We start from the raw sequence: 21,827 nt of genomic DNA on the forward strand, positions 1-21,827 counted from the left end.
GCCGAACCTGATTACCGCTACTGGCGCCTCATGCGGCCGGCAGCGCCTGCCCGCGCGGCGCGCGCAGCAGCATCGACAACCCCAGCGCGTTGAGCAGGCCGATGGCGCAGAACACCGTCCACGGCAACCACGGCCAGTGCCGCGCCGTCGCCACATCGACCAGCCAACCGCCGGCGACGTTGCCCAGGCCGCCGCCGATGGCCAGGCTGAGCGAACTCACGCCGAGAAAGGTGCCGAGCGCGCGCGGATCGGCCATGCCGGCGATCAAGGTCTGTTGGGTCGGGCGGGTCATCACCGCACCCACCGCGAAGCCGCCGATGCACAGCAGGAAACCGGCGAAGCCGTCGGTGAAGCCGATCGCGCCGACCGCCAGCGACATCAGCACGACGCCGAGCACCAGCACCTGGGCGGTGCTGAGACGTTGTTCGAGCCAGCGCACCAGGCCGTATTGCAGCAACACCGTCAGGCCGGCGCTGACCGCGAACATCACCCCGACGCTGTCGACCTCGCCGGTCAGGCGCTGCGCCAACAGGGGCAGGCTGATGTTGATCTGCACCGCGAGAAACCAGTACAGCATCATCAGCACGACCAGGCTCAGGAAGGCGCGGTCGCGGCGCACCAGGTCGAGGCCGTGGCGCAGCGGCGGTGGCCGCTCCGGCATCGCCACCGACGGCAGCAGGCGCAGGGCGATGACGAAGTTGAGGGCGAAACAGGCCGCGGCGACCAGGCAGACCACGCGGAAGTCGAAACGCAGCAAGGCGACGCCGAGCAAGGGCCCGAGCGTGGTCGCCACCCCGCTGACCCAGTTGCTGATCGCGTAGTAGCGCGGCCGCGTGCGCTCATCGGTGAGCGCGGCGATGGAGGCCTGGTACGGCGCCTCGAACATCGCCCCGCCGAGCGCCGACACCGCCATCGCGAACAACAGCAGCGGCAGATCGTCGGCGAAGGCGAGGCTGGCGAAGCCGGCCGCGCGCAGCAACACGCCGAAGCAGATCATGCGGCGCGCGCCGAAACGGTCCGAGAGCACGCCGCCGACCAGAGCCAGGCCTTGCTGGGTCAGCTGCCGCACCGCCAAGGCCAGGCCGACCGCCGCCGCGGCCAGGCCGACGTCGTTGACGAAGTGCACCGCAACCAGCGGCATCAACATGGCGAAGCCGGTCACCATGAAGAAGGTGTAGACCAGCAAACCGTTGAGGCCGCGCCGGCGCGCGTCGGCGCCGAGCGGAACGGGTGCGTGCAGCGGCGGGCTCGCGCTCATGGCCTGGGCTCAGGCCGCCGCGCGCGCATCGCCGGCAGCGGCCGCGCGATACAGATGGATCGGCGTCGGATCGGCGCTGAACTGCGAAAACGGAAACGGCTCGGCCGACACCGCGGCGACACCGTGTCCGAGAAAACGCGGCACGATCGCGCTGCCGGTCTGGGCGTAGACGATCAACGGAATGCCGCGTGCGCGCACGCTGGCGAGGATCTCGTCGAAGGAACCGTTGCTCAGGGTCATGCCGGTGGCGATCACCAGGTCCGCCTGCACCAGCACCGGCCGCATATCGCGCACCACCTCGGTGCCGTCCTGGGTGCGTTGCAGATTGAAATCGCAAGGCAGGCAAATGCCGCCCTGGGCCTGGATCGCCGCCACCAGCGGATTGACCACGCCGATCAGGCCCACGCGCATGCCCGGCTCGATCTTGAGCAGACCGGCGATGGCCTCGTCGCGCGCCCGCGCCCGCTCCAGCGGCGTACCGTGCGGCAGCATGAACACCTGCGCCTCGGCCGCCTCGCGATGCGGCCGCACCAGCGACAGATAAGCATCGAGCGCGGCGACCCGCACCGGCGTGCGTTGATCGCGCAGCAACTCGGCGACGCTGCGCCCGGACAATTCCTCGGCGATCACCGAGTCGAGCTGATCGCGCTCGACACAACAACCGCCGAAGCCCGACTCCACCCGCAGCACCAGATAGTAGTTGCGGTATTTGGTCTCGGTGCCCGGGAACTGGGTGCTCTGGCGCACCCAGAACGCGCCGACCGCGTGCAACGACGCCGGGTCTGGGCCGTAGTCGCCGCGGAGCACCGCTTCGGTCAGAGCGGCGACGTCGACGGGCGGCGGGCGGCCGGTGGAAGGTGCGGCCGCGATGGCCGTCGGTGCGGAAAGCGTCATGTCGTCGGTCTCGGAGAAGTGGTGCGGGGGAAGCGCGTCGGATTGCGGTCGATGGAGCGGTTGCGGTTGCGATTTTTGCTGTTGCAGTTGTTGCTTCTAATGCCGTTGCCCCCTTTAAAAAAGGGGGCCGCGACCGCGCAGCGGACGCTGGGGGATTTGCTGTTGCTTTTGCGTGGTCGCGAGCGAACAGCGAAAGCCCCCCCTACTCAAAGGGGGGAACGGCAGCGACATCGTGGGAACGAGCTCATGCCGGCACGCTCACGCCGCGGTCGACGCCAGTTCTGCTGCAGCGCGAGTGCGGGCCTCCTCCCTGTCATCCGCTTGCGCATCCGGGCTCGCGCCCGTGTCCGCATAACGCAGCGTGACCTCGGCCAGCGCCCGCTCGGCATAGGTCCGCGCCTGCCCGCCAACCCGATCGACCGCGATCACGTGGCCGAGGTAACAGGCGTTGTCGATCGGCGCCGCGACCTCGCTGCCGGCCACCGCACTCAGGTTCCAGCGCTCGATGTTCGGATCGGCTTCCAGGCTCGCGGCGCCGTCCATCGCCAGCACATAACCACCGCGCGGCGGCACCAGGAACTTGATCGCCGCACTGGCGATACCGGTATCGACGCGCCCCAGGTCCGGCTCGCGTCCCAGGGCGAGTTCGATCTGCGCATCGAGCAGGTCGATGCCGGTCACGCGCTGGATCAATTCGGCGATGTAGTTGCCGCCCGGGCGCGGATTGATCTCGACGACGCGCGGCCCATCCGCGGTCAGCTTGACCTCGGTGTGGCTGATGCCGTGATCATGTCCGACCGCTTCGAGCGCACCGAGCACCAAGGCCTCGATGGCCGCGGCGTCGGCCGGATCGAGCCGGGCCGGGAACATATGCCCGTCCTCGATGAAGTACGGAAACCCGGTCAGGCTCTTGTCGGTGATGCCGATGACCGTGGTACAGCCGCGATAGGTGCAGGCCTCGACGCTGAACTCCTCGCCGCGCAGGTACTCCTCCAGCAACAGCAAGGGCACGCGCGCCTGTTCGCGGAAATTATGCGGAAACTGTTCGAGCGCATCGAAAGCCGCGCACAGCTCTTCCTCGTCGTGGATCAGACGCACGAACGCGCTCGATGCCAGGTCGGTCGGCTTGACGATCAAGGGATAGCCGATCCGCTGCGCCTCGCTGCGGGTCTCGTCCCAGGAGCGGGTCACCGCGAACTTCGGGTTCGGCAGGCCGGCGCGTTCGATCGCCTCGCGCACCCGGTCCTTGCGCCGCTCCATCACCACATTGGCCGAGAACGCCTGCGGCAGCCCCAGCGCCTGCGCGACCTGGGCCACGGTGTCGATGTAGTAATCGCAGATCGTGACCACACCGTCGAACTTGAGGATCGCGTGCTGGGCGCGCAGGAATTCGATCAGCGCCGGCACGTCGTTAGTCTCGGCGGTCAGCACGTGATCGGCATGGTCGATTACCGGGTGAATCTCCTGCGAACGCGCGTCGCGATAATGACCGCGGTTGCGGGTGACGAAGGTATAGCGGTGGCCGAGCCGGCCGATCGCGGGCGGGAAGATGCGGCCGGTGCCGCCGACCCAGCTTTCGATCATCAACAGATGCGCCATGAGGAGTTGCTCCAGGGAGGGATTCAGTGCGCGGCGACGAGCGCCGCATCGCGTTGCGGCGGCGCTGCGACGTCGTCGCGATCGGTGGCGAAGTCGGCGCGCGCCCAAGCCATCGCCGACCACGGCAGGGCCAGCTCATCGAGCGAGGCGATCGGCTTGGGCTCCAGGCCGCGCGGGTCCAAGGCCTGCTCGTAATGGGCGAACACACCCTCGACGTAGCGGTGGCCGGTGTCGGCGGCGAGAAAGACGATGTTGCGTTCGGGCCGGCGCGCGGCTTCGCGCGCGGCGACCAGATAGCAGCAGCCGGTCGACAAACCGGCGAACACCGCGTGTTCGCGCAGCAGGGCCACCGAACCCGACAGACCGTAGTCGAACGAGACCCAGTGAATCTGATCGTACAAGCGATGCTGCACGTTGCGGAACGGAATCGAGCTGCCGATGCCGGCGATGATGATGCCGGGGTCTTCGATGTGCTGGCAGCCGAAGGTCATGCTGCCGAACGGCTGCACGCCGATCAGTTCGACCGCGGCATCGTGCGCGCGCAAGGCCCTCGCCAGACCGCCGGTCGAACAACCCGAACCGACCCCGCCGACCACGCTGAGCGCGCTGTCGCCAAGGACATCGGCGAACAAAGCCGCGACCGGCTCGTAGCCGTCGTAATGGATGTCGTCGTGGTACTGCTGCATCCAGTGCACGTCGGGGCGGCTGTCGAGCAGTTCGCGGATACGCGCCACGCGCAGGCTCTGGTCCATCTTCAAGGTCGCCTGCGGCTCGACCTGCTCGATGGTTGCACCGAGGATGCGCAGCTGCAGCATCAGGGTGCGGTCGACGGTCTTGGAGCCGACGATGTGGCAATGCAGGTCGTACTTGTGACAGGCCAGGGCCAGTGCGTAGGCGTAGATGCCGCTGGAGCTGTCCATGAGGGTCGCGCCCGGGCGGATGCGGCCGCTGGCGAGCAGGCGCTCGACCGCGACCAGGGTCGAATAGACCTTCATGGTCTCGAAGCGCGCGACATAAAGATTGGCGCCCAGCCGGACCAGGTCGGGCGCCTTGATCGCGTCGGCGATATGCGTGTGCATGCTCATCAGAACCCCGTTTCGGCGAAACGGCACTGGTGGCCCAGGCCGCGAAAGAAGGCCGACAGCTCGCCCATGCGCGCCGCGTCGGGTCGCGCGACGAACAGGTAGCCGAGCAGGCTGCCGGTGTGGGCGACGACGATGCCGTCGGCGGCGAAATCGCTGCGCCGTTCCAGCAAGGCATCGAGGTGGCGCTTGGCGATCACCCCCTGCGCCAACTGCGCGCTCTGGGTCGCGCAGGCGCAAATGGCCGCGAGGTCGTGCGCGGCGAAGGCCTGCAGCGCACGCTCGAGATTGTCCTGATAAGCATCGAGATGGCGCTGGTAGTGGGCCAGCAGGGGATGCGCGCACTTCTCGGTCTCGACCGTGCCGCCTTCGTCGATGTAGCAGGCATGCAGGCGCAGCGGCGTATCGAAGGCCTGCACGATCTGCTGGCGTCCGCTCAGGTACAACGCGTGGGTGTCGAGGAACACGCTGTCGGAACGCTCGATGCCGCGCAGCAGGTCGGCGATCGCCGCCGGCGCCGAGGCCAGGCCGAAGATCCGGTCCAGGCAACGAATGGTGGCGACGATGTCGGCGGTCGAACTGGCCATGCCCTTGCCGAGCGGCAGTTCCGAGTCGTGGCTCCAGCGCCCGCTCGGCAGGCGCTTGCCGTGCGCTTGCAGGTACAGCGCGATCGCCTGCCGGCATTTGTCCTTGCCGGCCAGGTCGACGGCGATGTCGCCATCGTCGCCCGGGGCGAAATGGATCCAGCTGTATTTGCGCACCGGCAAGGAGATCAGGCCGATGTGCAACTCGCCGTCCTGCGCATACGGCCCCTGCAACAGCTCGCCCAGCGTGCCGTGGCAGACGCCGCTGTAGATCTTCGAAGTCCGCTCGCACGACGCCCGCACCTGCGCGCGGGCCCCACCCCGCGCGTGGTCGTTATCGCGATACCGCTCCTGCCTCAGCATGGCCGCACGCTCCCCAAAACCGCCGAATTAACCGTCGAAATCGACCGCGAGCTGGGCCACGTAGCGCCGCCCGTCGGTGAGTCCGAAACTGTTGTTGCCGTAGATGTTCCAGGTGTAGGTGTCGCCGACGTTGGCGACCAGCAGGCGCAAGGTCGCCGGCGCCGAACCGAGCCGGAACCGATAGCGCGCGCCGACATCGACCAAGGTGTAGTCGGGTACGCGGTTGCGTCCGTCGCGCGAGGCGATGCGTTCGCCGTAGTGACTCATCGACAGATCGAACGAAAGCCCCGCCCACGACGGCGGGCGGTATTCGAGATCGGCGCGCAGCACGCGCTCGGTCTGGCCGATCGGGCGATCGCCGACCCGGCCCAGGCGCACCGCTTCGCCGCTGACCCGCGGCCGCATCAACACCGCGCCGGCGACCAGGCTCAGGGCGTCCATCGGCCGACCGCTCAGGCTCAACTCGACGCCGCGGTGGCGCACTTCGCCGATCGCGCCGTAAACGTTGCGCTCGTCGGTGGTGAAATAGGGTTTACGCACGTCGAAGGCACCGGCCACCAGCTTCATGCCGTCGGCGAAGGCCCAACGCAGGCCGGCATCGCTCTGCCGCGTGCGGATCGCCGGCAGGGCTTCGTTGCGATTGGCCGCGTCGTCGGGCGCGATGCCGCTTTCCTCCAGGCCGCGGGTGTGGCCGGCGTATAAGGCCAGGCGCTTGCCGAGATAGACCGACACATTGGCGTTCGGCAGCCAGGGCTGATCGCGCGTGGCGGTACGCGGCAGGCCCGGTTGGTCGACGCTTTTTTCATAGCGGCTGCGCTGGATGCCGAGGCTGAGTTCGCCGACCTCGCGCCAGCGCCCTTCGTAGGCCAGGCCGCCGGTCCATTGGCGGACCTGGTCGTGGGTGCGCGGGCCGAACGCGAACGCTGCGGGTTCGGGCATCGGCAAGGGTTCGCCGAGCGGCCGCACGCCGAAATCCAGGGCCGGCGCCGAACCGCCGTACTCGCTGTCGAGACGACGGCCGCGCGCGGCGAGGTGCAGCACGTGCAGGCGCGGGCCTTCGCGGAAACTGCGGCTCAAGCGCAGCTCGCCGCTGGTCGAGGCCGAGCGCTGGCGCGGATCGGCGATGACTTTCTCGCGCGCCAGGCCATCGCGGGTGGTGTCGACGAACAACTCGGCGAAACCGCTCGGCATGTGGTTGATCGAGCGGAACACGCCGCCGGTCAGGGCCCAGTCGTCGCCGAAGCGCGCCTTGCCGAGCACGCCGTAGTTGCGGCTGTCGTACTCGTTGTCCGACCAGGTCTGGCCGAAATGACGGCGGCGTTTGATCTTCGGCGGCAGGTGATTGCCGGCAGTAATAATCGTCGGCGCGACTTCCTCGTCGCGGCCGCGCGAGATGCTCCAGAACGGCAGGATCTCGATGTTTTCGGTCGGGCGCCAGCGCGGCACGACACCGGCGCGCAGATAGCGCGCGTCGGCGCCGTCGTAATACTCCTCGCGCGCATACGAGATGCCGGCGGCGATCCCGAGCCGGCCCGGGATCACCGGCAGCTTGGCGTCGAGTTCCAAGGCCGGCGCGCCGTAGGCGTTGAGCGCACCGACCACGCTGATCACGCGCTCGTCGCCGGCCTTCTGCAGGCGATAGTCGACGATGCCGGTCGGCGCCGGGAACGGATAACTCAACGCCGACAGGCCGACGCGAATGGTCGAGCCCTCGACCAGGCGCGGCGGCAGCGTGCCCTGGCGATCGAAATAGACTCCGTCCATGCGCACGTTGCCGGCGTCGACCGGCGAGAAGCCGCGTACCTGCTTGGTGCTGTACAGGCCGATGGTTTCGTTGCCGAGGGTGGCGCCGAACGCGTCCTCGGCCGCGGTGACGGCGTTGTCGTCGGTGCGTTGCGCCTGCACCGCGCCCGCCGCGGCCGCGGCGATCAGGCCCAAAGTCCAGGCCAATGCGTCTCGTCTCATCGCTCAGAGCTCCGTCGGCCAGCGACGCAGGCGCCGCCAGGCGAGTGCGGTCAGCAGACCCGCCAGCAGGCACAGCCAACCGATCATCGGCAGCACCGCGGCGACCCGCGCGCGCGCCGGCGCCTCGGTGCCGAGATACGCGGGAATGCCGTCGTAATCGGCGAAGTTCATCCGCCCGTAGCTGTTGGCCACCGCGCGCGGCGTGGGTGCGGCGATCTGGCCCTGGATGCGCGGATAGAACCAATCGCGCAGGCGCAGTTGGTACGCGCGGGTCTGCTGTTCGAAGCGTTCATGGCGCGCGGCATCGGTGCCGGCAAGCACCGCCAAAGCTTCTTCCAGTCCCAACGGCGGCGCGAGATAGCCGGCCCAGTCCGAGACCCGGCCGCGCCATTCGCGTGCGGCCTGTTGGCGCTCGCGCAAGGGCAGCAGGCGCCGTTCGAGCTCCGGGGTCAGGAAGGTCATGCGCGTGGCGTAGTCGATCTTGGCCACGCGCTCGGTCGCCGCGGCGAGTACGGAAGATCGACGGAAGGCGGCGGCGACGATGGCGTCGCGCTGTTCGGCGATGGCGTCGTTGGCGCGCCGTTGCGCATCGACATAGGCCACCGGCGGCGGCGCGTCGCCGAGCCGGGTCGCGAGCGCGCTGCCGAGCAGGGGCAGGCCGATCGCGAGCAGCGCCCACACCGCGCTCATCAGGCTGATCGCGCCGGCGGCGCTGGGCCAAGCCGAGACCACGACGAATCCCAGCGCGGCCCAGAACGACAGGTAAGCCACCACCAGTACCGCCGACGCGATCAGTTCGGGCCAGGCCGCGGCGAGATCGGCGCCGGCGACCAGGAGTGAGACAGTCGCCAACACCAGCGTCGCCGGCGCGAGCCAGGCGACGATGGCGGCGACGCGCGCGCCGAGCCAGGTCCGCGGACCGACCCGTTGCGCGGCGATCAAACGCAGCATGCCGTGGTCGCGCTCGAAGGTGGCGAGCAAGCCGATCAACAGCACCACCGCGATCGGCAGCAGATACACCAGCACGAAGCCGAGGTCGAAACGTCCCAGCCCGAGCCCGCGCGGGTTCTCGAAGTCGTACACCGGTTCGACCCCGAACGGTGTTTCCAGCTTGACCGGCAAGCGCCCGGGCATCAGGTCGCTGACCCCGACCGCGAGCGGCGACAACGGCAGGTTCGGTTTGTAGGTGTGCGCGCGCAGGAAATAGCGGCTGAAGCCGGCGGCGTCGGTCGGGTCCTGCCAGTACGGCACCTCGCTCTCGGCCGGCTCGGCGTAGCGGCGCGCGCGTTCGCGGATCTGCGCGGTCCAGGCGGCATCGCTGGCGCGGCTGCGTTCGATCGCCGCATCCTGGCTGCGATGCAGGGCGGCGCCGCTGAGCGCGCCCCACAGCATCGCCGCGCCGAGCAGGCCGATCACCATCCACAGCAAGCGATTACGTCCGACGTGGCGCAGCTCCCAGCGCCACAATGCGACGAAACCGATGTCGACCGTCGCGCTCATGGCCGCATCCTGCGCGCCGCCAGCGCCAACGCCGCCCAGGCCGCCGCGCACCAGCCCAGCAAGGCCAGCAAGGCCGGTGTGCTCACGCCCCATGCCGTCGCCAACGACGGCACGCGGTGGCGGAACTCGGGAATCTGCGCCCACAGCGAAGCATCGTTGGTATGCCGCGGCCCCTCGCCGTTGAGCGGATGCGCCATCACGTCCCGGTTCATGCGATTGACCAGCTCGCGCCGGTAGCGCTCGGCGCCGTCGACGAAGCGTCGGTGATGGACGAAGTCGCTGCCGGCCAGAGCCGGCGACAGGCTCTGCATCGCCGCCATCGGCGACAGCAGGCCCAGCACGGCATAGCTGCGGTCCTGGGCTTCGACGCGGTCGTAGAAACCGCCGAGCACGCGGTCGAACACCGCATGCGAATGGCGCTCGCTCAGATCGAGTTCGGCGCCGCGCAGGTCGACGCGCAGCTCGTCCTTGCTGGCCGCGCCGTACTGCGCCAACAGTTTGGCCTGATTGGCCTTGGCGTCCTCGGCGGTCCAGAACGCCGGCGCCTCGTCGAGCAAACGCTGCTTGACCGCCTGGGTCGACGGCAAGGGCTGCGCGCGGTCGACCGCGCTATTGGCCCAGCGCGGCAAAGCCAGGCCGAACACGATCCATAGACCGAACAGCAACGCCAAGGCCGCGCGCACGCTGCCGGCGAGCATCGACACCGCGATGCCGACCGCGGTCAGCAAGGCCAGGTACAGCGCCATCGCCAGCACCCACAAAGCCAGACGCGCGGCGGTGTCGAGGTCGAATACGCCCAACACGACGCTCGATGCGGCGGTCGCGGCCGTCACCGGCAGCAGCAACACCAACACCAGTGCAGACCAGATCGCCAAGGCCTTGCTGATCACGATCGCGCGCGGCCGGATCGCCGCGCCTAGCGCCAGGCGCAAGGTGCCGCGTTCGCGGTCCATCGCCACCGCGGTGAAGGCGAGCAGGAAGGCGACCAAGGGCGCGAAGCCGATCAGCAGCCCGGCCGGACTGACCAGGCCGGCGCGCTGCAGCATCGAGGCCTCGCCTTGCGGCCGATACAGCATGTCGTTCTGCACGTGCGCTTCCAGCCAGACCGCCTGGCCGACGAAGGGCTCCACGCCGGGATCCAGCGCGGCCAGCACCGGCGTCGGCTTGAACGCGTAGATGCTGTAGTGCGCGGCCGAATGCGGGTCTTTCTCGCCCTGGCCGAGCCAGCGCGCGCGCTCGGCGCGGCCGATCTCGCTCTTGGCCGCATTGGCCGTGGCGATCGTATCCAGATTGACCGCGAACGCCAGCAGCACCAAGGCGCCGAGGCAGAGCAAGGCCCACCAGGCGCGACGGTCGCGGCGCAGCAGCGTCCATTCGTAACCGGTCAGCGACGCGCTCATGCGGCGAGCTGCTCCAGGTACAAGGCTTCGATCTCGGCCGCCGACAGTTCGTCGGTGTGGCGTTCGACCAGCAGACGGCCGGCGCGCAGGATGCCGAGCCGATGCGCCACATCCTTGACCCGATACAGATCGTGGGTCGCCATCAGCACCGCGATGCCGCGCTTGGCCGCCGCGCGCACGCCCTGCGAGAGGTCGTTGGCGGCGCTGGCGTCGAGCCCCGAGGTGGGTTCGTCGAGCAGCAACAGCTGCGCATTCTTGGCCAGGGCGATCGCCAGGCCGACCTTCTGGCGCATGCCTTTCGAAAACCCGGCGGCACGACGGCTGTGCGCCTCGTCCTGCAGGCCGGCTTCGCTCAACAACGCACGCGCTTGCGCGTCGTCGACGCGGCGCCCGCCGAGCAGGGCGAAATAGCTCAGGTTCTCGATCGCGTCGAGGGTGGGATGCAGCATCACCGTTTCCGGCAGGTAGGCGATCTTGGCCCGTGCCGCGAGCGGGTCGCGGTCGACGCGGGTGCCGGCGACGTCGATATGACCCGCCTCCGGCGTCAGGAAGCCGAGGATCAGGTTCAAGGTGGTGGTCTTGCCGGCGCCGTTCGGGCCGAGCAATGCGTAAACCTCGCCCGGCGCAATCGCCAGCGACAAGGCTTCGAGCGCATGGCGCGCACCGAAGTCCTTGCGCACCTCGTGCAGGCGCAGCGCGTCGCTGCGGGTTTCCAGCAGGCTCATAAGTTCACCCGGAAGGTCAGTTCGACGCTGCGCGGCGGCGCGATCACCAGTTGGTCGGCCGCGCCGCCGGACCAGTCGGCATAGAAGGCATCGCCGAGGTTGCGCCCGTGCAGGGCGATCTCGCCGAACGGCAGGCGGTAGGCGACGGAGGCGTCCCAGACGTCGTGGCCATCGACGCGGATGCTGTTGGCGTTGTTGGTGTAGAAGGCGCCGACATGGCGCACGCCGCCGCCGAGGGTCAGCGGGATCGCCTCGAAGCGATAGCTCGCGTACAGGTTGGCGACGCGCTCGGGCACGTTCGGCGGCACGTTGCCGGCGCGGTCGACGCCGCCGGCTTCGCGCAGTTCGTCGAAGCGCGCATCGAGCGCGGCGAAGCTCGCATCCAGGCGCAGGCCGCGGGTCAGCGCCGCCGATGCCGACAGTTCGATGCCGCGCGAGGACTGGCGCCCGCCCTGCACCGACAGATTCGCATTGAGCGGGTCGCGGGTGACGATGTCGTCCTGTTCGATCCAGTAGCCGCCCAGGCTGAGGTCGATGCGGTCCTGCCAGAAGCTGCTCTTGATGCCGGCGTCGACGGCGCGGCCGTGGGTCAGCTCGAAGCGCGAATTGGCCAAGGACAGCAGCGGCAGGCTGCCGACCGGCGCGACCGCCTCGCTGTACTGGGCGAACAACTGGGTCTTCGGGCTGAGGTCGAATACCGTGCCGAGCCGCCACGACAAGGGTTCGTAACGCCGCTCGAACCGGGTCAGCGCCGCGGTATTGAGGTCGCGGATGCTGCGTTCGAGTTCGATGCGGTCGTAACGCAGCCCCGCCAGCAGCAACCAGCGCGGGCTCAGATTGAGCGCGTCCTCGGCGAATATCGAAGCGACCCGCGTCGTCGAGTCGAAATCGACGCGGTTGCCGGCGCCGGGAAAGTTACGCGCGTCGTCGTCGAAGGACACCCGGCCGCGGACCGGCGCGAACGGGTCGACCGCCGTGGTCGTGCCGAAACGGCGCATGACGAAGAAGTCGCCGTCGCTGAACTCGACCCCGACCGAAGCGCGGTTGCGACGCCCGGCCAGGCGGTGTTCCGAGAACAGGGTCGCGCGTTCCACCCAGAAGCGATGTTCGTGTTCGATCCGGGTGGTGCCGCGATCGAGCAGGCCGCTGCGGCGGTTATAGGTATAAGTCTCGGAGTTCAGCCAGCGCCGCTTGGCGTCGTAATAGCTGAACTCGTTGCTGAAACGCAGGCCATCGCCTATCTGCCAGTTCACCCGCGAGCGCAGCCAGTCGCTGCGCGCGTCCTGGACCGCGTTGTCGACGTTGTAGTTGCGCTTGCGCAGAGAACGGTCGAGCACGTAGTCATTGCCGCTGCGCACCAGCCCGCTCGGCTCGCGGGCGATGGCACGCGGCAGCAGCGGCGTGCCCCAGTAGGCGGTGTCGTAGTCGTCTTCGTAATGATCCAGGGCCAGATCGATGTCGAGCGCGTCGCTCGGACGCCAGCGCGCGGCCAGCGTCGCCGAGGTCGCCTCACTGGCGGTGTCGTCGACATAACCGTCGCTGCGACGATGGCTGGCCACCGCGCGCAAGGCGAAGCGGTCGCTGAGCGGAATGTTCGCGTCGAGCGCATAACGCTGGCCGCCGAAGCTGCCCCAGCCGGCCATGCCTTCGAAGGCGCGGGCATCCACAGCACTGTCGCCGAGCTGCGGCCGCTTCGGCACCAGGTTGATCGCGCCGGCCAGCGCGCCCTCGCCGTACAGCACCGAGGCCGGGCCCTTGAGTACTTCGATGCGCTCGAAGCTCCAACTGTCGAAGTCGCGCGTGACCAAGGGCGCCGCGGTCTGGCGCACGCCGTCGTAGAGCAAGGCGATGGCGCCGCCGGTGAACCCGCGCATCGAGGTCATGCCCGGCGACGAGGGCAACTGCCCGGCCAGTACGCCGGGCGCGGCGTTGAGCGCGTCGACGCTGCCGCGCAGGCCGCGGGCCTGGATCGCGTCCTGGCTCAGCACTTCGACCATCGCCGGGGTCTCGCGCGCGGTCAGGCCGAGGCGCGAGCCGGTGGCGTTGGCGGTGTCGAGCGGCGCGGTCGCGGCGCGCCGGCCTTCGACGGTGACCGTGTCGAGCAGGGTTGCCGCCGCGCCGCCGGCGGCCTCCTGTGCCGCCGCCGGCGACGCCAACGTCACCGATGCCAAAGCCGATGCGAGCGTCATCCGCCCGAAGTACGCCGCACCTGCCCGGCTGCCCTGCTTGCCTGCGCTCACTGTGATCCTCGCCCCATGTCGTTTGTGAAATGAAACGATATATCATTTCATTTACGAGGCAATGTAAGTCGAGGTGAAGGGCGCGTCAATACGCCCCGCCAACATTTCGTCTGGCAGGGACAACGAAAACGGAACCAGGACGCTCCGCCCGTTCGGCGGGCGGAACGCGGGAGGACGGCGCGGCGGCGGGCAACGCCTCGCCTAGGCCAGGCGGATGAAATCGTTGGCGGCGGTGCGGCGGGTGCGGCGCGCGACTTCGAAGCCGTTCGCAGAACCCTTGTGGTCGGTGTTGCCTTCGATGCTGAGGAAGCTTTCCTCGCCGCCATCGAAGGCGAAGCCGGTGTGGATCCAGTCGCTGGAGGTCTTGCGCACCAGGAAAATGCCGCAGGCGCCGAGCGCGCCGAAGCCGCCGTTGTGGGCGACGCTCTTGCCGGCGACGAAACGCCCCGCCGCCTTCGCCTGGCGCGCGAGTTCGTCGCAGCCGAAGCTGCCGGCGATCGGCGCGGCGCGGCCGGCCTTCTCGGCGGCCTGCTGCATGACGAAGCTGACGAAGCCGGCGCACCACAGCATGGCCTCGCCCTCGCTGCCCTTCATGTACATGCGCACCCACGGCCCGCGGTTGGCGCCGCCGAGTTCGACCGGATGCTCGGCCAGATGCTGCTCGGCGAACCAACGCACCAGTTGCGGATACGACTTGTTCGGCGCTTTCGCCGGCAAGCCGACCACGCGCGCCATCGGCTCGGTCAGCGCCGCCCAGACGTCCCGATTCAAGGTACCGGCGTAGCTCAACTGCTTACGTGCGGCGAAGGCCTCGATGGCGCGGTTGGTGGCCGGACCGAACTTGCCGTCGATCGGCGTGCCGTTGCCGTGAAACCCCAGCCATTCCTGGACCCGTCGCGCGCCCGCCCCGCTCGCGCCATTGCTCAAAGGGCCCGGAAACTCCAGTTCGCGACGGATATACGCTTGTTCGTGCAATGCCATGACTTGACTCCCTGACGGCGACCACGTCCATGGACGCGCGAAGCCTTCGGCGTCGGCGCGTGCCGCAAGGCGCGCACCGCGATCGGCCATCGTCGCGTCGTCGCGGCGCATGGGCCGCGACTCCATAGCCAACGCCGCGGCCGTGCGAACACGGTCACGTTCGAGTCGTTCATGCATGAAACACCGCCGCTCGCCGCCGCAACTTGGCGTCGCCGTCGACGGCGCCAGCGCTGGCCGTGCCCGGCACGCCTCGACGTTTTCGCCGCGACCTTGGCTCAGTTCGCGTCGTGGAAGATCACGCCCAGGGTATGCCGCTGTCCCGAATGCAGGCGGCTGACGCCGTGACGCATCGCCACGCGATAATGGCCGCGCGCGCCGCGTACCGGCCGTTGGTTGACCGCGAACACCACCGCGTCGCCCTGCCGCAGCGGCACCACCTCGACCCGCGACTGCATGCGCGGGCGCTGCTCGGTCAACACGAACTCGCCGCCTTCGAAATCGCGCCCCGGCTGCGACAGCAGGATCGCCGCCTGCAAGGGGAACACGTGCTCGCCATACAGATCCTGGTGCAGGCAGTTGTAGTCGCCGCTCGCGTAACGCAGCAGCAGCGGTGTCGGCCGGGTCTGGCCCGCGGCATGGCAGCGCGCGAGAAAGTCTTGCAGCCGCGGCGGGTAGCTCACGGCGATGCCCATGGCCTGGTTCCTCCGCTCGGCGATCGGCGCGAGCCGCGGATACAGGGCGCCGCGCAAACCTTGCACGAGATCGGGCAAGGGATAGCGGAAATAACGGTATTCGCCGCGCCCGAAACCATGCCGGGCCATGACCACGCGACTGCGGTAACGGGCCTCGTCGTGGTAACCGCCGGCGACGGCGTCGCACTCCTCGCGCGTCAGCAGCTGCCGCATCAGCGCATGGCCGCCGCCATCCAACGCGGCGGCGATGGCGCCCCAGTCCTGCGCCCCGATGCGTTCGTCAAGCGCCAGGAATTCGCCGGACGGCATGGGGTGTAAGGGGTGATCGATGACAAACGTCATGAGTCGGCGCTCGCGGAACAGACAAGGTCCGCGCATCTTCGGGCCGCGATTAGCTCAGGCGATATCCGTTCCTTGCATTCCGCGCCGGTCGATCGCGCGGCTTTGCCGAATACGGCGAAACGAAACATTCAGCCGCGAGCAAGATTGCATCGCCATTCGCTGAATCGATCGAGAAAAACCATGACTTAAGGCCTAGGTAAATGTCCAAGTACCGTAAGCAGAACGTTTAGTTCCTGTAAAAAGGCACATAAAATTCAGGTTCGATTGAAGCGCGATGCCGATACTGCGCACACCGAATCCACACGGACGCCTTACTCCGAGGCGCGAGGATTCGGAATAAAACCAATAAAGAGGCTTAGACCTTATGAAGCGTGCATTGCTTGCCCTCACCCTCGCCGCCGCCCTGCCGTTCGCAGCTTCCGCGGCCGAAGGCGTGTCCTACAACTACGCACAGGCCGGTTACGCCAAGACCGACGGCGAAACCAAGTACACCGACTCCGACGGCTGGGCCATCGGCGGTTCGTACGCGTTCCACCCGAACTTCCACGTCTTCGGCAACTACAGCCAGCAGAAGACCGATTCGTACAACTTCGGCACCTTCCGCGTTCCCGGCTACGACGTCGATCATCTGCGCGTGGGCGTGGGCTACAACCACGAACTGAGCAAGCGCGTCGACCTGGTGACCCGCCTGGCTTATGAGCACAACAAGGCCGACTTCGACTCGTTCGGCGACTACAAGCTCAAGGGCGGCAGCGTCGAAGTGGGCGTCAACGGCACCCTGACGCCGAACTGGGAAGGCTATGCCTTCGCCGGCTACCAGGACTACGACAAGTCCTACGACGGCAAGTTCTACGGCCGTGTCGGCACCCTGGTGAAGTTCAACCAGAACTGGGGCATCACCGCCGACGCCAAGTTCCTCGACGGCGGCGAAAAGGAATTCTTCATCGGCCCGCGCTTCAGCTTCTGATAGAAAGCGCTACCGATAAGTATTCCGCAACACCGCGATCCGTTCTCTCTCTCCCCCGAAACGTCGCGATCGAGCCCGGCCGAAAGGCCGGGCTCTTTTTTTGTTCGCGATTCGGATCGGCGAAGTCGCTGAGCTGGACTCGCTTCGTAGCGGCGGTGCTTTTACTTCGTTGCGGCGCCAGGGCCTGCCGATATACGAGCGTCGGCAGACCGGGGCTCGCGCTCAGCGCTCGCCTTTCGACGCGTCCTGCGACTCGCCGTCTTTCGCGCCTTCCTGCAGCAGCTTCTGCAGCTCCTGCGCCATCTCGCGCTCCAGGCGCTTCTCTTCGACCTGCTGCGGGCTGGCCAGTTGCAGTTCTTCGCAAGCCACCGAGTCGGGCGTGTCCGCGCAAACCTTGCGGATGCCGGCGAGCAGCTTGTCGTCGCCGGTGTTGTGGTAGGCGGCGACGAGATTGCCGCAGCCTTCGCGCACGTGCATCGCGCAGACCTTGTCGTAGGAACGCGCGGCCGCGGACCAGTTGTTGTTGAGCGCGGCCATGTGGCCCTCGCCCATGCAGGCCGACATCGAACCCCTCGCGCAACAGGCCGCCGCGCCGCCCGGATCGGTCAAGGCACAGTGGTCGACCTTGTACGGCGTTTCCCTGAGGCGCTTGCCGGCCACCGGCATGGCGATGGCCTGGCACTGCGCGGGCTCGGTGCGCCGATACGCCTTGTAGCGGGTCCACTCGTCCATGCCGACCAGGGTGTCGGCATCGAACCAGCGCAGCACGAAATCGTCGCCCTTGTCGTGGCGCACCAGCACTTCGTCTTCGCGCAGGCGATAGCGCATGTCGGCTTCGCCTTCTTCCGACAGGCTCGCGCCCTGCCCGTCGGTGAAACGGAACATGCCGAACAGGCTCGTTTCGGAATCGGGAAGGACGTAGCTGCCGCACGGCTGACGCGGCGGCTGGCGCGGCGCATCGTTGCGCAGGTTCAGCCCACTCAGCTCTTGGATGCGCTTGCAGGCGTCCTTGGACAGCTTGCCGTCGCAGGCGAAGGCGAAGCTGTCGCGCGCATCGGCATAGCGCCCGGCCAGCCATTGCTGGTCGGCCAGCGAGGCGCAGGCCTTGCCGTCGCCGATGTCGCGGCAAGACACCCGCAACGCGGCCAGGCCGGCCTCGGACACGCGCTCGGTGCGGAACATGTATATCGGCGCACCCGCTTCCTCGGCGCTCAGCGTCTTGACCCATTGCTTGCAGGCATAGGGGCTGCGGTCGCGGCGGCAGTAGGTTTCCAGTTTCGCCGCGCTTTGCGCCGGCGCGAGGGTTTGGTCGAAGTCGATCACCGCGACGCAGGACTGGACGTCGCCGAGCGCGCAATCGCGCTGGTCGTCGCGGTGTTGCTTGCCCTCGAGCGGCGCGACCGCCACGACCTGGACGCTGGCCGGCTGGCACTGCCCCTTGGCGACCTGCCGGTAGACCTCGCCGCCGTTGTCGAAGCGGTCGGCCTGCTGGATCAGGCGGCCGTCGCTTTCGATCTTGTAGGTCTTGAGCAGGCTGCTGTCGGCGGAGCGCAGCCACAAGGTGTCGCCTTCGACACGGTAGGCGTAGGGCGAGAACTCCGAGAGGAAACCTTCCTCGTCGCGCAGCTCGACGCGGCTGCCGTCGAAGATCAGGCGATCGGGGGAGTCGTCGGTCGCATAGCTGCCGCAGGGCGGCGGCGCGGCCAAGGCCGGCAACGACAACAGGGAGAGCACGAGCGGCCAGACGGCCCGCGTACGACGCATAGGAGTTCCTTTCCCGAGGGTTTCGAGGGGGTGGGTGGCCGCAATAGTCGCGGCGGACGCGGCGACGCCGGCAGCAGCGCCGGCGTTGCGACTTAACCGAACAGGTCGGTCGGGTATTCGGGTTTCTGTTCGCGCGAGAGCAGCTTGCGCAGACCGTCGGCCGGGGTGATCTCGCCGTGCAGCACGGCGCGCACCGCGCTGGAGATCGGCAGTTCGACGCCGTGCCGCTCGGCCTGGCGCATCACTTCGTCGGCGGTCTGCACCGATTCGACGACCTGGCCGATCTCGCGCACCGCGTCCTCGATCGACTGGCCGCGGCCGAGGGCCAGGCCCAGGCGGCGGTTGCGCGACAGATCGCCGGTGCAGGTCAGCACCAGGTCGCCGAGGCCGGCCAGGCCCATCAGGGTCTCGGGCTGGCCGCCGATGGCCTGGTTGAGGCGCAGCATTTCGTTGAGGCCGCGGGTGATCAGGCCGGCGCGCGCGTTGAGGCCGAGCTGCATGCCGTCGGCGACGCCGGTGGCGACCGCGAGCACGTTCTTCATCGCCCCGCCGAGTTCGGCGCCGAGCATGTCGTCGCCGGTGTAGGCGCGGAACGCCGGCCCATGCAGGGCGTCGGCCACGCTCTGGGCGAAGGCGGCATCGTCGGAGTGCACGGTCAGCGCGGTCGGCAGGCCTTGTGCGACTTCCTTCGCGAACGAAGGCCCGGTCACCACCGCCAACGGCACGTCGTCGCCGAGCACTTCGCCGGCGACTTCGTGCAGGAAGCGGCCGCTGCCGGGCTCGAAGCCCTTGGTCGCCCAGGCCACGCCCGCATGCGCGGGACGATGCGGGGCGAGCTGACGCAGGGTTTCGGCGAAGGCGTGCGAGGGCACCACCACCAGGACCAGGTCGGCGTCGCGCAGGGCGAGGGCCAGGTCGGTGGTCGCGCGCAGGGAGTCCGGCAAGGCGATGCCGGGCAGGTAGCGCGGGTTTTCATGCCGCGTATCGATGGCCGCGGCGCCGTCGGCGTCGCGGCCCCACAGCACGGTCGGATGACCGTGCCGGGCGATCAGCGCGGCGAGCGCGGTGCCCCAGGAGCCGGCACCGAGCACCGCCACGCGCGGTTTCGGCGCAGCGGCCGGCGACGGATCGTGGGTCATGCGCGAGGCGAGCCGTGGCTCAGGCGTTGCCAGCGGTTTCCGCGTCGGCCAGGCCGCCTTCGGACTGGGCGCCGCGCTGACGCACGCCTTCGGCGTACAGGGCATCGAAGTTGATCGGCTGCAGGAAGAACGGCGGGAAACCGCCGGCCTGGATCAGGTCGCTGACCAGCTGGCGCGCGTACGGGTAGAGCACGTTCGGGCAGTGGGTGCCGAGCATCGCGTCGAGGGTCGCCGCGTCGAAGCCGATCAGGCCGAACACGCCGGCCTGCTTCACTTCGGCCAAGTACATCGGCTTGTCGTTGGCGGTGCAGGTCAGGGTGATGCCGAGGACGACTTCGAAGGCGTTCTCGCCGACGCGCTGCACGTTCTGCGACAGGTTCAGCTGCAGCTGCGGCTGCGCGGCTTCGGCGAACACGGCCGGAGCGCCGGGCACCTCGAAGGAGACGTCCTTTACGTAGATCTTCTCGACGGTGAACGCGGGGCCGGTTGCGGCTTCGGCCGGCGCGGTGGCGCCGTTGACGTTTTCTTCGGACATTCGGGTGACTCCCCAGCGGAATTCAGAAAAGAGGTCGATTATGCCCGCTCGCGCGGACCGGGACCAAACACCCGGACCGGGATCACGCACGGCGGCTATCGAGGGTGGACGGGGCGCAGTCTAGGCGGCGCCCGTGGCGGTGGCGCGACAGCGTCGCGGCCCCGCTGCAGGGCTCAGCCGCGACCCTTGATCAAGGGCAGTTCGGCCTGTTGCCAGGCCTGGATGCCGCCGTCGAGCCAATAGACCTGCTCGAAGCCGGCCTTCTTCAGGCGCTTGGCGGCGTCGGCCGAGGCCTGGCCGGTGCGGCACACCGCCACGACCGGCAGCGCCTTGGCGTTGGCGAGCAGCTTGCTCTCCGGGTCGAACTGGCTCGGCTGGACCGAACGGCTGCCCGGGATGTGGCCTTTCTCGAACTCGGTGCTGGCCGACAGGTCGATGACCAGGGCGTTGTCGCGGTTGATCAGCGCGGTGAGCTCGGCCGGGCGCAGGGCCTTGTAGCCGCGGAACAGGCGCGCGATCTCCGTGTAGACGATGGCCACGGTCAGGCCGGCGAAGCCCAGCGACAGGTACAGGTGGCGGCCGGCGAACGCCAGCAGTTCTTCAAGACTCACAGGGTCATGCTCACAGGGTCGGGCTCACGAAGTCGGACTCGCAGAGGCCCGAACGGGCGGCGATTGTCGCCCAGCGCGCGCGGCGGCGCAAAAGCGCGCTCGGAGCGGGCGCTCTGGGCGGGGCGGTCCGACGGGGCGGTCCGATCAGGGCCGGCCAAGCCGGGCGGCCCGGACCGGGTTACTGGCCGGCCCAGAAGTCCGGCAGACCGCTGACCAGCCACCAGGTCTTGGCTTCCGGGTCCCAGGTCCAGGCCTCGGTGTAGCGCACGGTGCGCTCGGCCAGGGTGTGGCGGTTGATCACGCCGATGTCGACCAGGCGCACCGCCGTGCCCTTCTCCTTGTCCATCTCGCTGCCGACGTCGCGGTAGGAGGAGACCTGGATCTGCTTGTAGCGCTCCAGTTGCATCGCCGTCGGCGCCTGCTGCTTGCGCAGCTTGGGCTCGATCAGATTGACCGCGCCCTCGAAGTCGCCCCAGCGGATCGCCGCCGAGTAGGCGTACTGGGTCTCGCTGATCTTGTTGTTCTGGGTGCCGGTGGTCTGGCAGCCGCCGAGCGCGAGCACGCACGACAACATCAGGGCGAGCTGCAACAAGCGCATCAGGAGCGAGCTGTTCGAAAGCGGGCGCATCGCGGACTCCGGCGGAAAGGACGTTCGGCGTGCATCCTACCGTTCGCGTCAGGGCTTAGCGATGGCCACGTAGCGCGCCGTGAACTCGGTCGCGACTCCGCCTTCGGGCAGCAGCGCGCGCGCGATCAGCGAGGTGCGGGCGCGGCGGCGCTCGCGCAGGGTGGTCAGGAAGCTGGCCCAATCGGCACCCGGGGCGAGCTCGGCGTGCACGTCCAGGTCGGCGAACAGCGGGGCGAGGTAGCGGGTCTGGCTGTCGGCGACGAACACCTCGGCCTTGAGGCCGGCCTGTTCGATGCCCAGCGACATCACGCCCCAGGAAGCCAGGGTCATCATCGAGGCCAGACTGCCGCCGAAGGCGCAGCCCTTGTCGTTGACGTGCTGCGACAGCGGCGCGTGCAGGCGCAGGCGCGAGCCGTCGTAACCGGCGATGTTGACCTGCATGGCCGCGACCGGCGGCATCGATTGGTAGTGCTGATGAAGGCGTTGCAGAGCGGCGTCGGAAGTCATCGAAGGCATTGCAGTTCGGGGGAGTATTGAGTGTCGCGTCGGAGACGGCGG

At 68.5% G+C, this 21,827-nt stretch carries 19 protein-coding genes; 1 reads left to right on the top strand and 18 read right to left on the bottom strand.

Going from position 1 to position 21,827, the window contains the following annotated elements; all coding sequences use genetic code 11:
* Positions 1-28: 28 nt before the first annotated feature.
* From ACKN61_RS22265 to ACKN61_RS22320, 12 genes are all read right to left on the bottom strand, one after another.
* Positions 29-1,258, bottom strand: coding sequence for an MFS transporter (locus ACKN61_RS22265; RefSeq protein ID WP_408951275.1), 1,230 nt, complete (start codon positions 1,256-1,258; stop codon positions 29-31).
* A 9-nt stretch (positions 1,259-1,267) separates the two neighbouring features.
* Complete coding sequence (locus tag ACKN61_RS22270; RefSeq protein ID WP_408951276.1) at positions 1,268-2,152, bottom strand: Rossmann-like domain-containing protein; 885 nt, start codon at positions 2,150-2,152, stop codon at positions 1,268-1,270.
* A gap of 258 nt (positions 2,153-2,410) precedes the next feature.
* Positions 2,411-3,751, bottom strand: coding sequence for an ATP-grasp domain-containing protein (locus tag ACKN61_RS22275; protein ID WP_408951277.1), 1,341 nt, complete (start codon positions 3,749-3,751; stop codon positions 2,411-2,413).
* A 23-nt stretch (positions 3,752-3,774) separates the two neighbouring features.
* Positions 3,775-4,836, bottom strand: a complete 1,062-nt coding sequence (locus ACKN61_RS22280; RefSeq protein ID WP_408951278.1) for a pyridoxal-phosphate dependent enzyme — start codon at positions 4,834-4,836, stop codon at positions 3,775-3,777.
* Positions 4,836-5,780 (bottom strand): hypothetical protein, encoded by a 945-nt coding sequence (locus tag ACKN61_RS22285; RefSeq protein ID WP_408951279.1) that lies wholly within the window; start codon positions 5,778-5,780, stop codon positions 4,836-4,838. Before ACKN61_RS22285 ends, ACKN61_RS22280 begins: the two co-directional genes overlap by 1 nt.
* A gap of 27 nt (positions 5,781-5,807) precedes the next feature.
* Positions 5,808-7,745, bottom strand: coding sequence for a TonB-dependent siderophore receptor (locus ACKN61_RS22290; RefSeq protein WP_408951280.1), 1,938 nt, complete (start codon positions 7,743-7,745; stop codon positions 5,808-5,810).
* Between the two features lie 3 nt (positions 7,746-7,748).
* Complete coding sequence (locus ACKN61_RS22295; RefSeq protein ID WP_408951281.1) at positions 7,749-9,245, bottom strand: DUF3526 domain-containing protein; 1,497 nt, start codon at positions 9,243-9,245, stop codon at positions 7,749-7,751.
* Positions 9,242-10,645, bottom strand: a complete 1,404-nt coding sequence (locus ACKN61_RS22300; RefSeq protein WP_408951282.1) for a DUF3526 domain-containing protein — start codon at positions 10,643-10,645, stop codon at positions 9,242-9,244. The genes ACKN61_RS22295 and ACKN61_RS22300 overlap by 4 nt, the downstream gene beginning before the upstream one ends.
* Positions 10,642-11,370, bottom strand: coding sequence for an ABC transporter ATP-binding protein (locus ACKN61_RS22305; protein ID WP_408951283.1), 729 nt, complete (start codon positions 11,368-11,370; stop codon positions 10,642-10,644). Before ACKN61_RS22305 ends, ACKN61_RS22300 begins: the two co-directional genes overlap by 4 nt.
* Positions 11,367-13,610 (bottom strand): TonB-dependent receptor, encoded by a 2,244-nt coding sequence (locus ACKN61_RS22310; RefSeq protein WP_408951284.1) that lies wholly within the window; start codon positions 13,608-13,610, stop codon positions 11,367-11,369. The genes ACKN61_RS22305 and ACKN61_RS22310 overlap by 4 nt, the downstream gene beginning before the upstream one ends.
* A 201-nt stretch (positions 13,611-13,811) precedes the next feature.
* Positions 13,812-14,591, bottom strand: coding sequence for a peptidoglycan-binding domain-containing protein (locus tag ACKN61_RS22315; RefSeq protein ID WP_408951285.1), 780 nt, complete (start codon positions 14,589-14,591; stop codon positions 13,812-13,814).
* A gap of 275 nt (positions 14,592-14,866) precedes the next feature.
* Positions 14,867-15,625 carry a 2OG-Fe(II) oxygenase gene (locus tag ACKN61_RS22320; RefSeq protein ID WP_408951286.1) on the bottom strand — a complete coding sequence of 253 codons (759 nt, stop codon included), beginning with the start codon at positions 15,623-15,625 and terminating at the stop codon, positions 14,867-14,869.
* A gap of 364 nt (positions 15,626-15,989) precedes the next feature.
* On the opposite strand from ACKN61_RS22320, the gene ACKN61_RS22325 reads away from it, so the two are divergent.
* Positions 15,990-16,592: a diffusible signal factor-reguated Ax21 faimly protein gene (locus ACKN61_RS22325; protein ID WP_408951287.1), complete on the top strand. Its 603-nt coding sequence runs from the start codon at positions 15,990-15,992 to the stop codon at positions 16,590-16,592.
* A 222-nt stretch (positions 16,593-16,814) separates the two neighbouring features.
* Here ACKN61_RS22325 and ACKN61_RS22330 read toward each other — a convergent pair whose 3' ends face one another.
* The 6 genes from ACKN61_RS22330 to ACKN61_RS22355 form a co-directional block, all read right to left on the bottom strand.
* Positions 16,815-18,356, bottom strand: a complete 1,542-nt coding sequence (locus tag ACKN61_RS22330) for a hypothetical protein (protein WP_408951288.1) — start codon at positions 18,354-18,356, stop codon at positions 16,815-16,817.
* Between the two features lie 92 nt (positions 18,357-18,448).
* Complete coding sequence (locus tag ACKN61_RS22335) at positions 18,449-19,495, bottom strand: NAD(P)H-dependent glycerol-3-phosphate dehydrogenase (RefSeq protein WP_408951289.1); 1,047 nt, start codon at positions 19,493-19,495, stop codon at positions 18,449-18,451.
* A 19-nt stretch (positions 19,496-19,514) separates the two neighbouring features.
* Positions 19,515-20,030, bottom strand: coding sequence for a protein-export chaperone SecB (secB, locus tag ACKN61_RS22340; protein ID WP_031372765.1), 516 nt, complete (start codon positions 20,028-20,030; stop codon positions 19,515-19,517).
* Positions 20,031-20,203: 173 nt separating this feature from the next.
* Positions 20,204-20,641, bottom strand: a complete 438-nt coding sequence (locus tag ACKN61_RS22345; RefSeq protein ID WP_057919437.1) for a rhodanese-like domain-containing protein — start codon at positions 20,639-20,641, stop codon at positions 20,204-20,206.
* Positions 20,642-20,819: 178 nt separating this feature from the next.
* Positions 20,820-21,269 carry a hypothetical protein gene (locus ACKN61_RS22350; protein ID WP_408951290.1) on the bottom strand — a complete coding sequence of 150 codons (450 nt, stop codon included), beginning with the start codon at positions 21,267-21,269 and terminating at the stop codon, positions 20,820-20,822.
* 48 nt (positions 21,270-21,317) lie between these two features.
* Entirely contained in the window at positions 21,318-21,776 is a 459-nt protein-coding gene (locus ACKN61_RS22355) for a YiiD C-terminal domain-containing protein (protein ID WP_408951291.1), read from the bottom strand.
* Between the last annotated feature and the right edge of the window lie 51 nt (positions 21,777-21,827).

Origin of the sequence: Lysobacter sp. Hz25, assembly GCF_046097045.1 — a bacterium.
In the GTDB taxonomy this organism is placed as follows: domain Bacteria; phylum Pseudomonadota; class Gammaproteobacteria; order Xanthomonadales; family Xanthomonadaceae; genus Lysobacter; species Lysobacter antibioticus_B.

Coding starts and splice junctions, on each gene's coding strand:
- ACKN61_RS22300 (WP_408951282.1), bottom strand. CDS start 10,645: ATGAGCGCGTCGCTGACCGGTTACGAATGGACGCTGCTGCGCCGCGAC.
- ACKN61_RS22285 (WP_408951279.1), bottom strand. CDS start 5,780: ATGCTGAGGCAGGAGCGGTATCGCGATAACGACCACGCGCGGGGTGGG.
- ACKN61_RS22280 (WP_408951278.1), bottom strand. CDS start 4,836: ATGAGCATGCACACGCATATCGCCGACGCGATCAAGGCGCCCGACCTG.
- ACKN61_RS22320 (WP_408951286.1), bottom strand. CDS start 15,625: ATGACGTTTGTCATCGATCACCCCTTACACCCCATGCCGTCCGGCGAA.
- ACKN61_RS22355 (WP_408951291.1), bottom strand. CDS start 21,776: ATGACTTCCGACGCCGCTCTGCAACGCCTTCATCAGCACTACCAATCG.
- ACKN61_RS22330 (WP_408951288.1), bottom strand. CDS start 18,356: ATGCGTCGTACGCGGGCCGTCTGGCCGCTCGTGCTCTCCCTGTTGTCG.
- ACKN61_RS22325 (WP_408951287.1), top strand. CDS start 15,990: ATGAAGCGTGCATTGCTTGCCCTCACCCTCGCCGCCGCCCTGCCGTTC.
- ACKN61_RS22315 (WP_408951285.1), bottom strand. CDS start 14,591: ATGGCATTGCACGAACAAGCGTATATCCGTCGCGAACTGGAGTTTCCG.
- ACKN61_RS22335 (WP_408951289.1), bottom strand. CDS start 19,495: ATGACCCACGATCCGTCGCCGGCCGCTGCGCCGAAACCGCGCGTGGCG.
- ACKN61_RS22290 (WP_408951280.1), bottom strand. CDS start 7,745: ATGAGACGAGACGCATTGGCCTGGACTTTGGGCCTGATCGCCGCGGCC.
- ACKN61_RS22275 (WP_408951277.1), bottom strand. CDS start 3,751: ATGGCGCATCTGTTGATGATCGAAAGCTGGGTCGGCGGCACCGGCCGC.
- ACKN61_RS22350 (WP_408951290.1), bottom strand. CDS start 21,269: ATGCGCCCGCTTTCGAACAGCTCGCTCCTGATGCGCTTGTTGCAGCTC.
- ACKN61_RS22265 (WP_408951275.1), bottom strand. CDS start 1,258: ATGAGCGCGAGCCCGCCGCTGCACGCACCCGTTCCGCTCGGCGCCGAC.
- ACKN61_RS22270 (WP_408951276.1), bottom strand. CDS start 2,152: ATGACGCTTTCCGCACCGACGGCCATCGCGGCCGCACCTTCCACCGGC.
- ACKN61_RS22295 (WP_408951281.1), bottom strand. CDS start 9,245: ATGAGCGCGACGGTCGACATCGGTTTCGTCGCATTGTGGCGCTGGGAG.
- ACKN61_RS22305 (WP_408951283.1), bottom strand. CDS start 11,370: ATGAGCCTGCTGGAAACCCGCAGCGACGCGCTGCGCCTGCACGAGGTG.
- secB (WP_031372765.1), bottom strand. CDS start 20,030: ATGTCCGAAGAAAACGTCAACGGCGCCACCGCGCCGGCCGAAGCCGCA.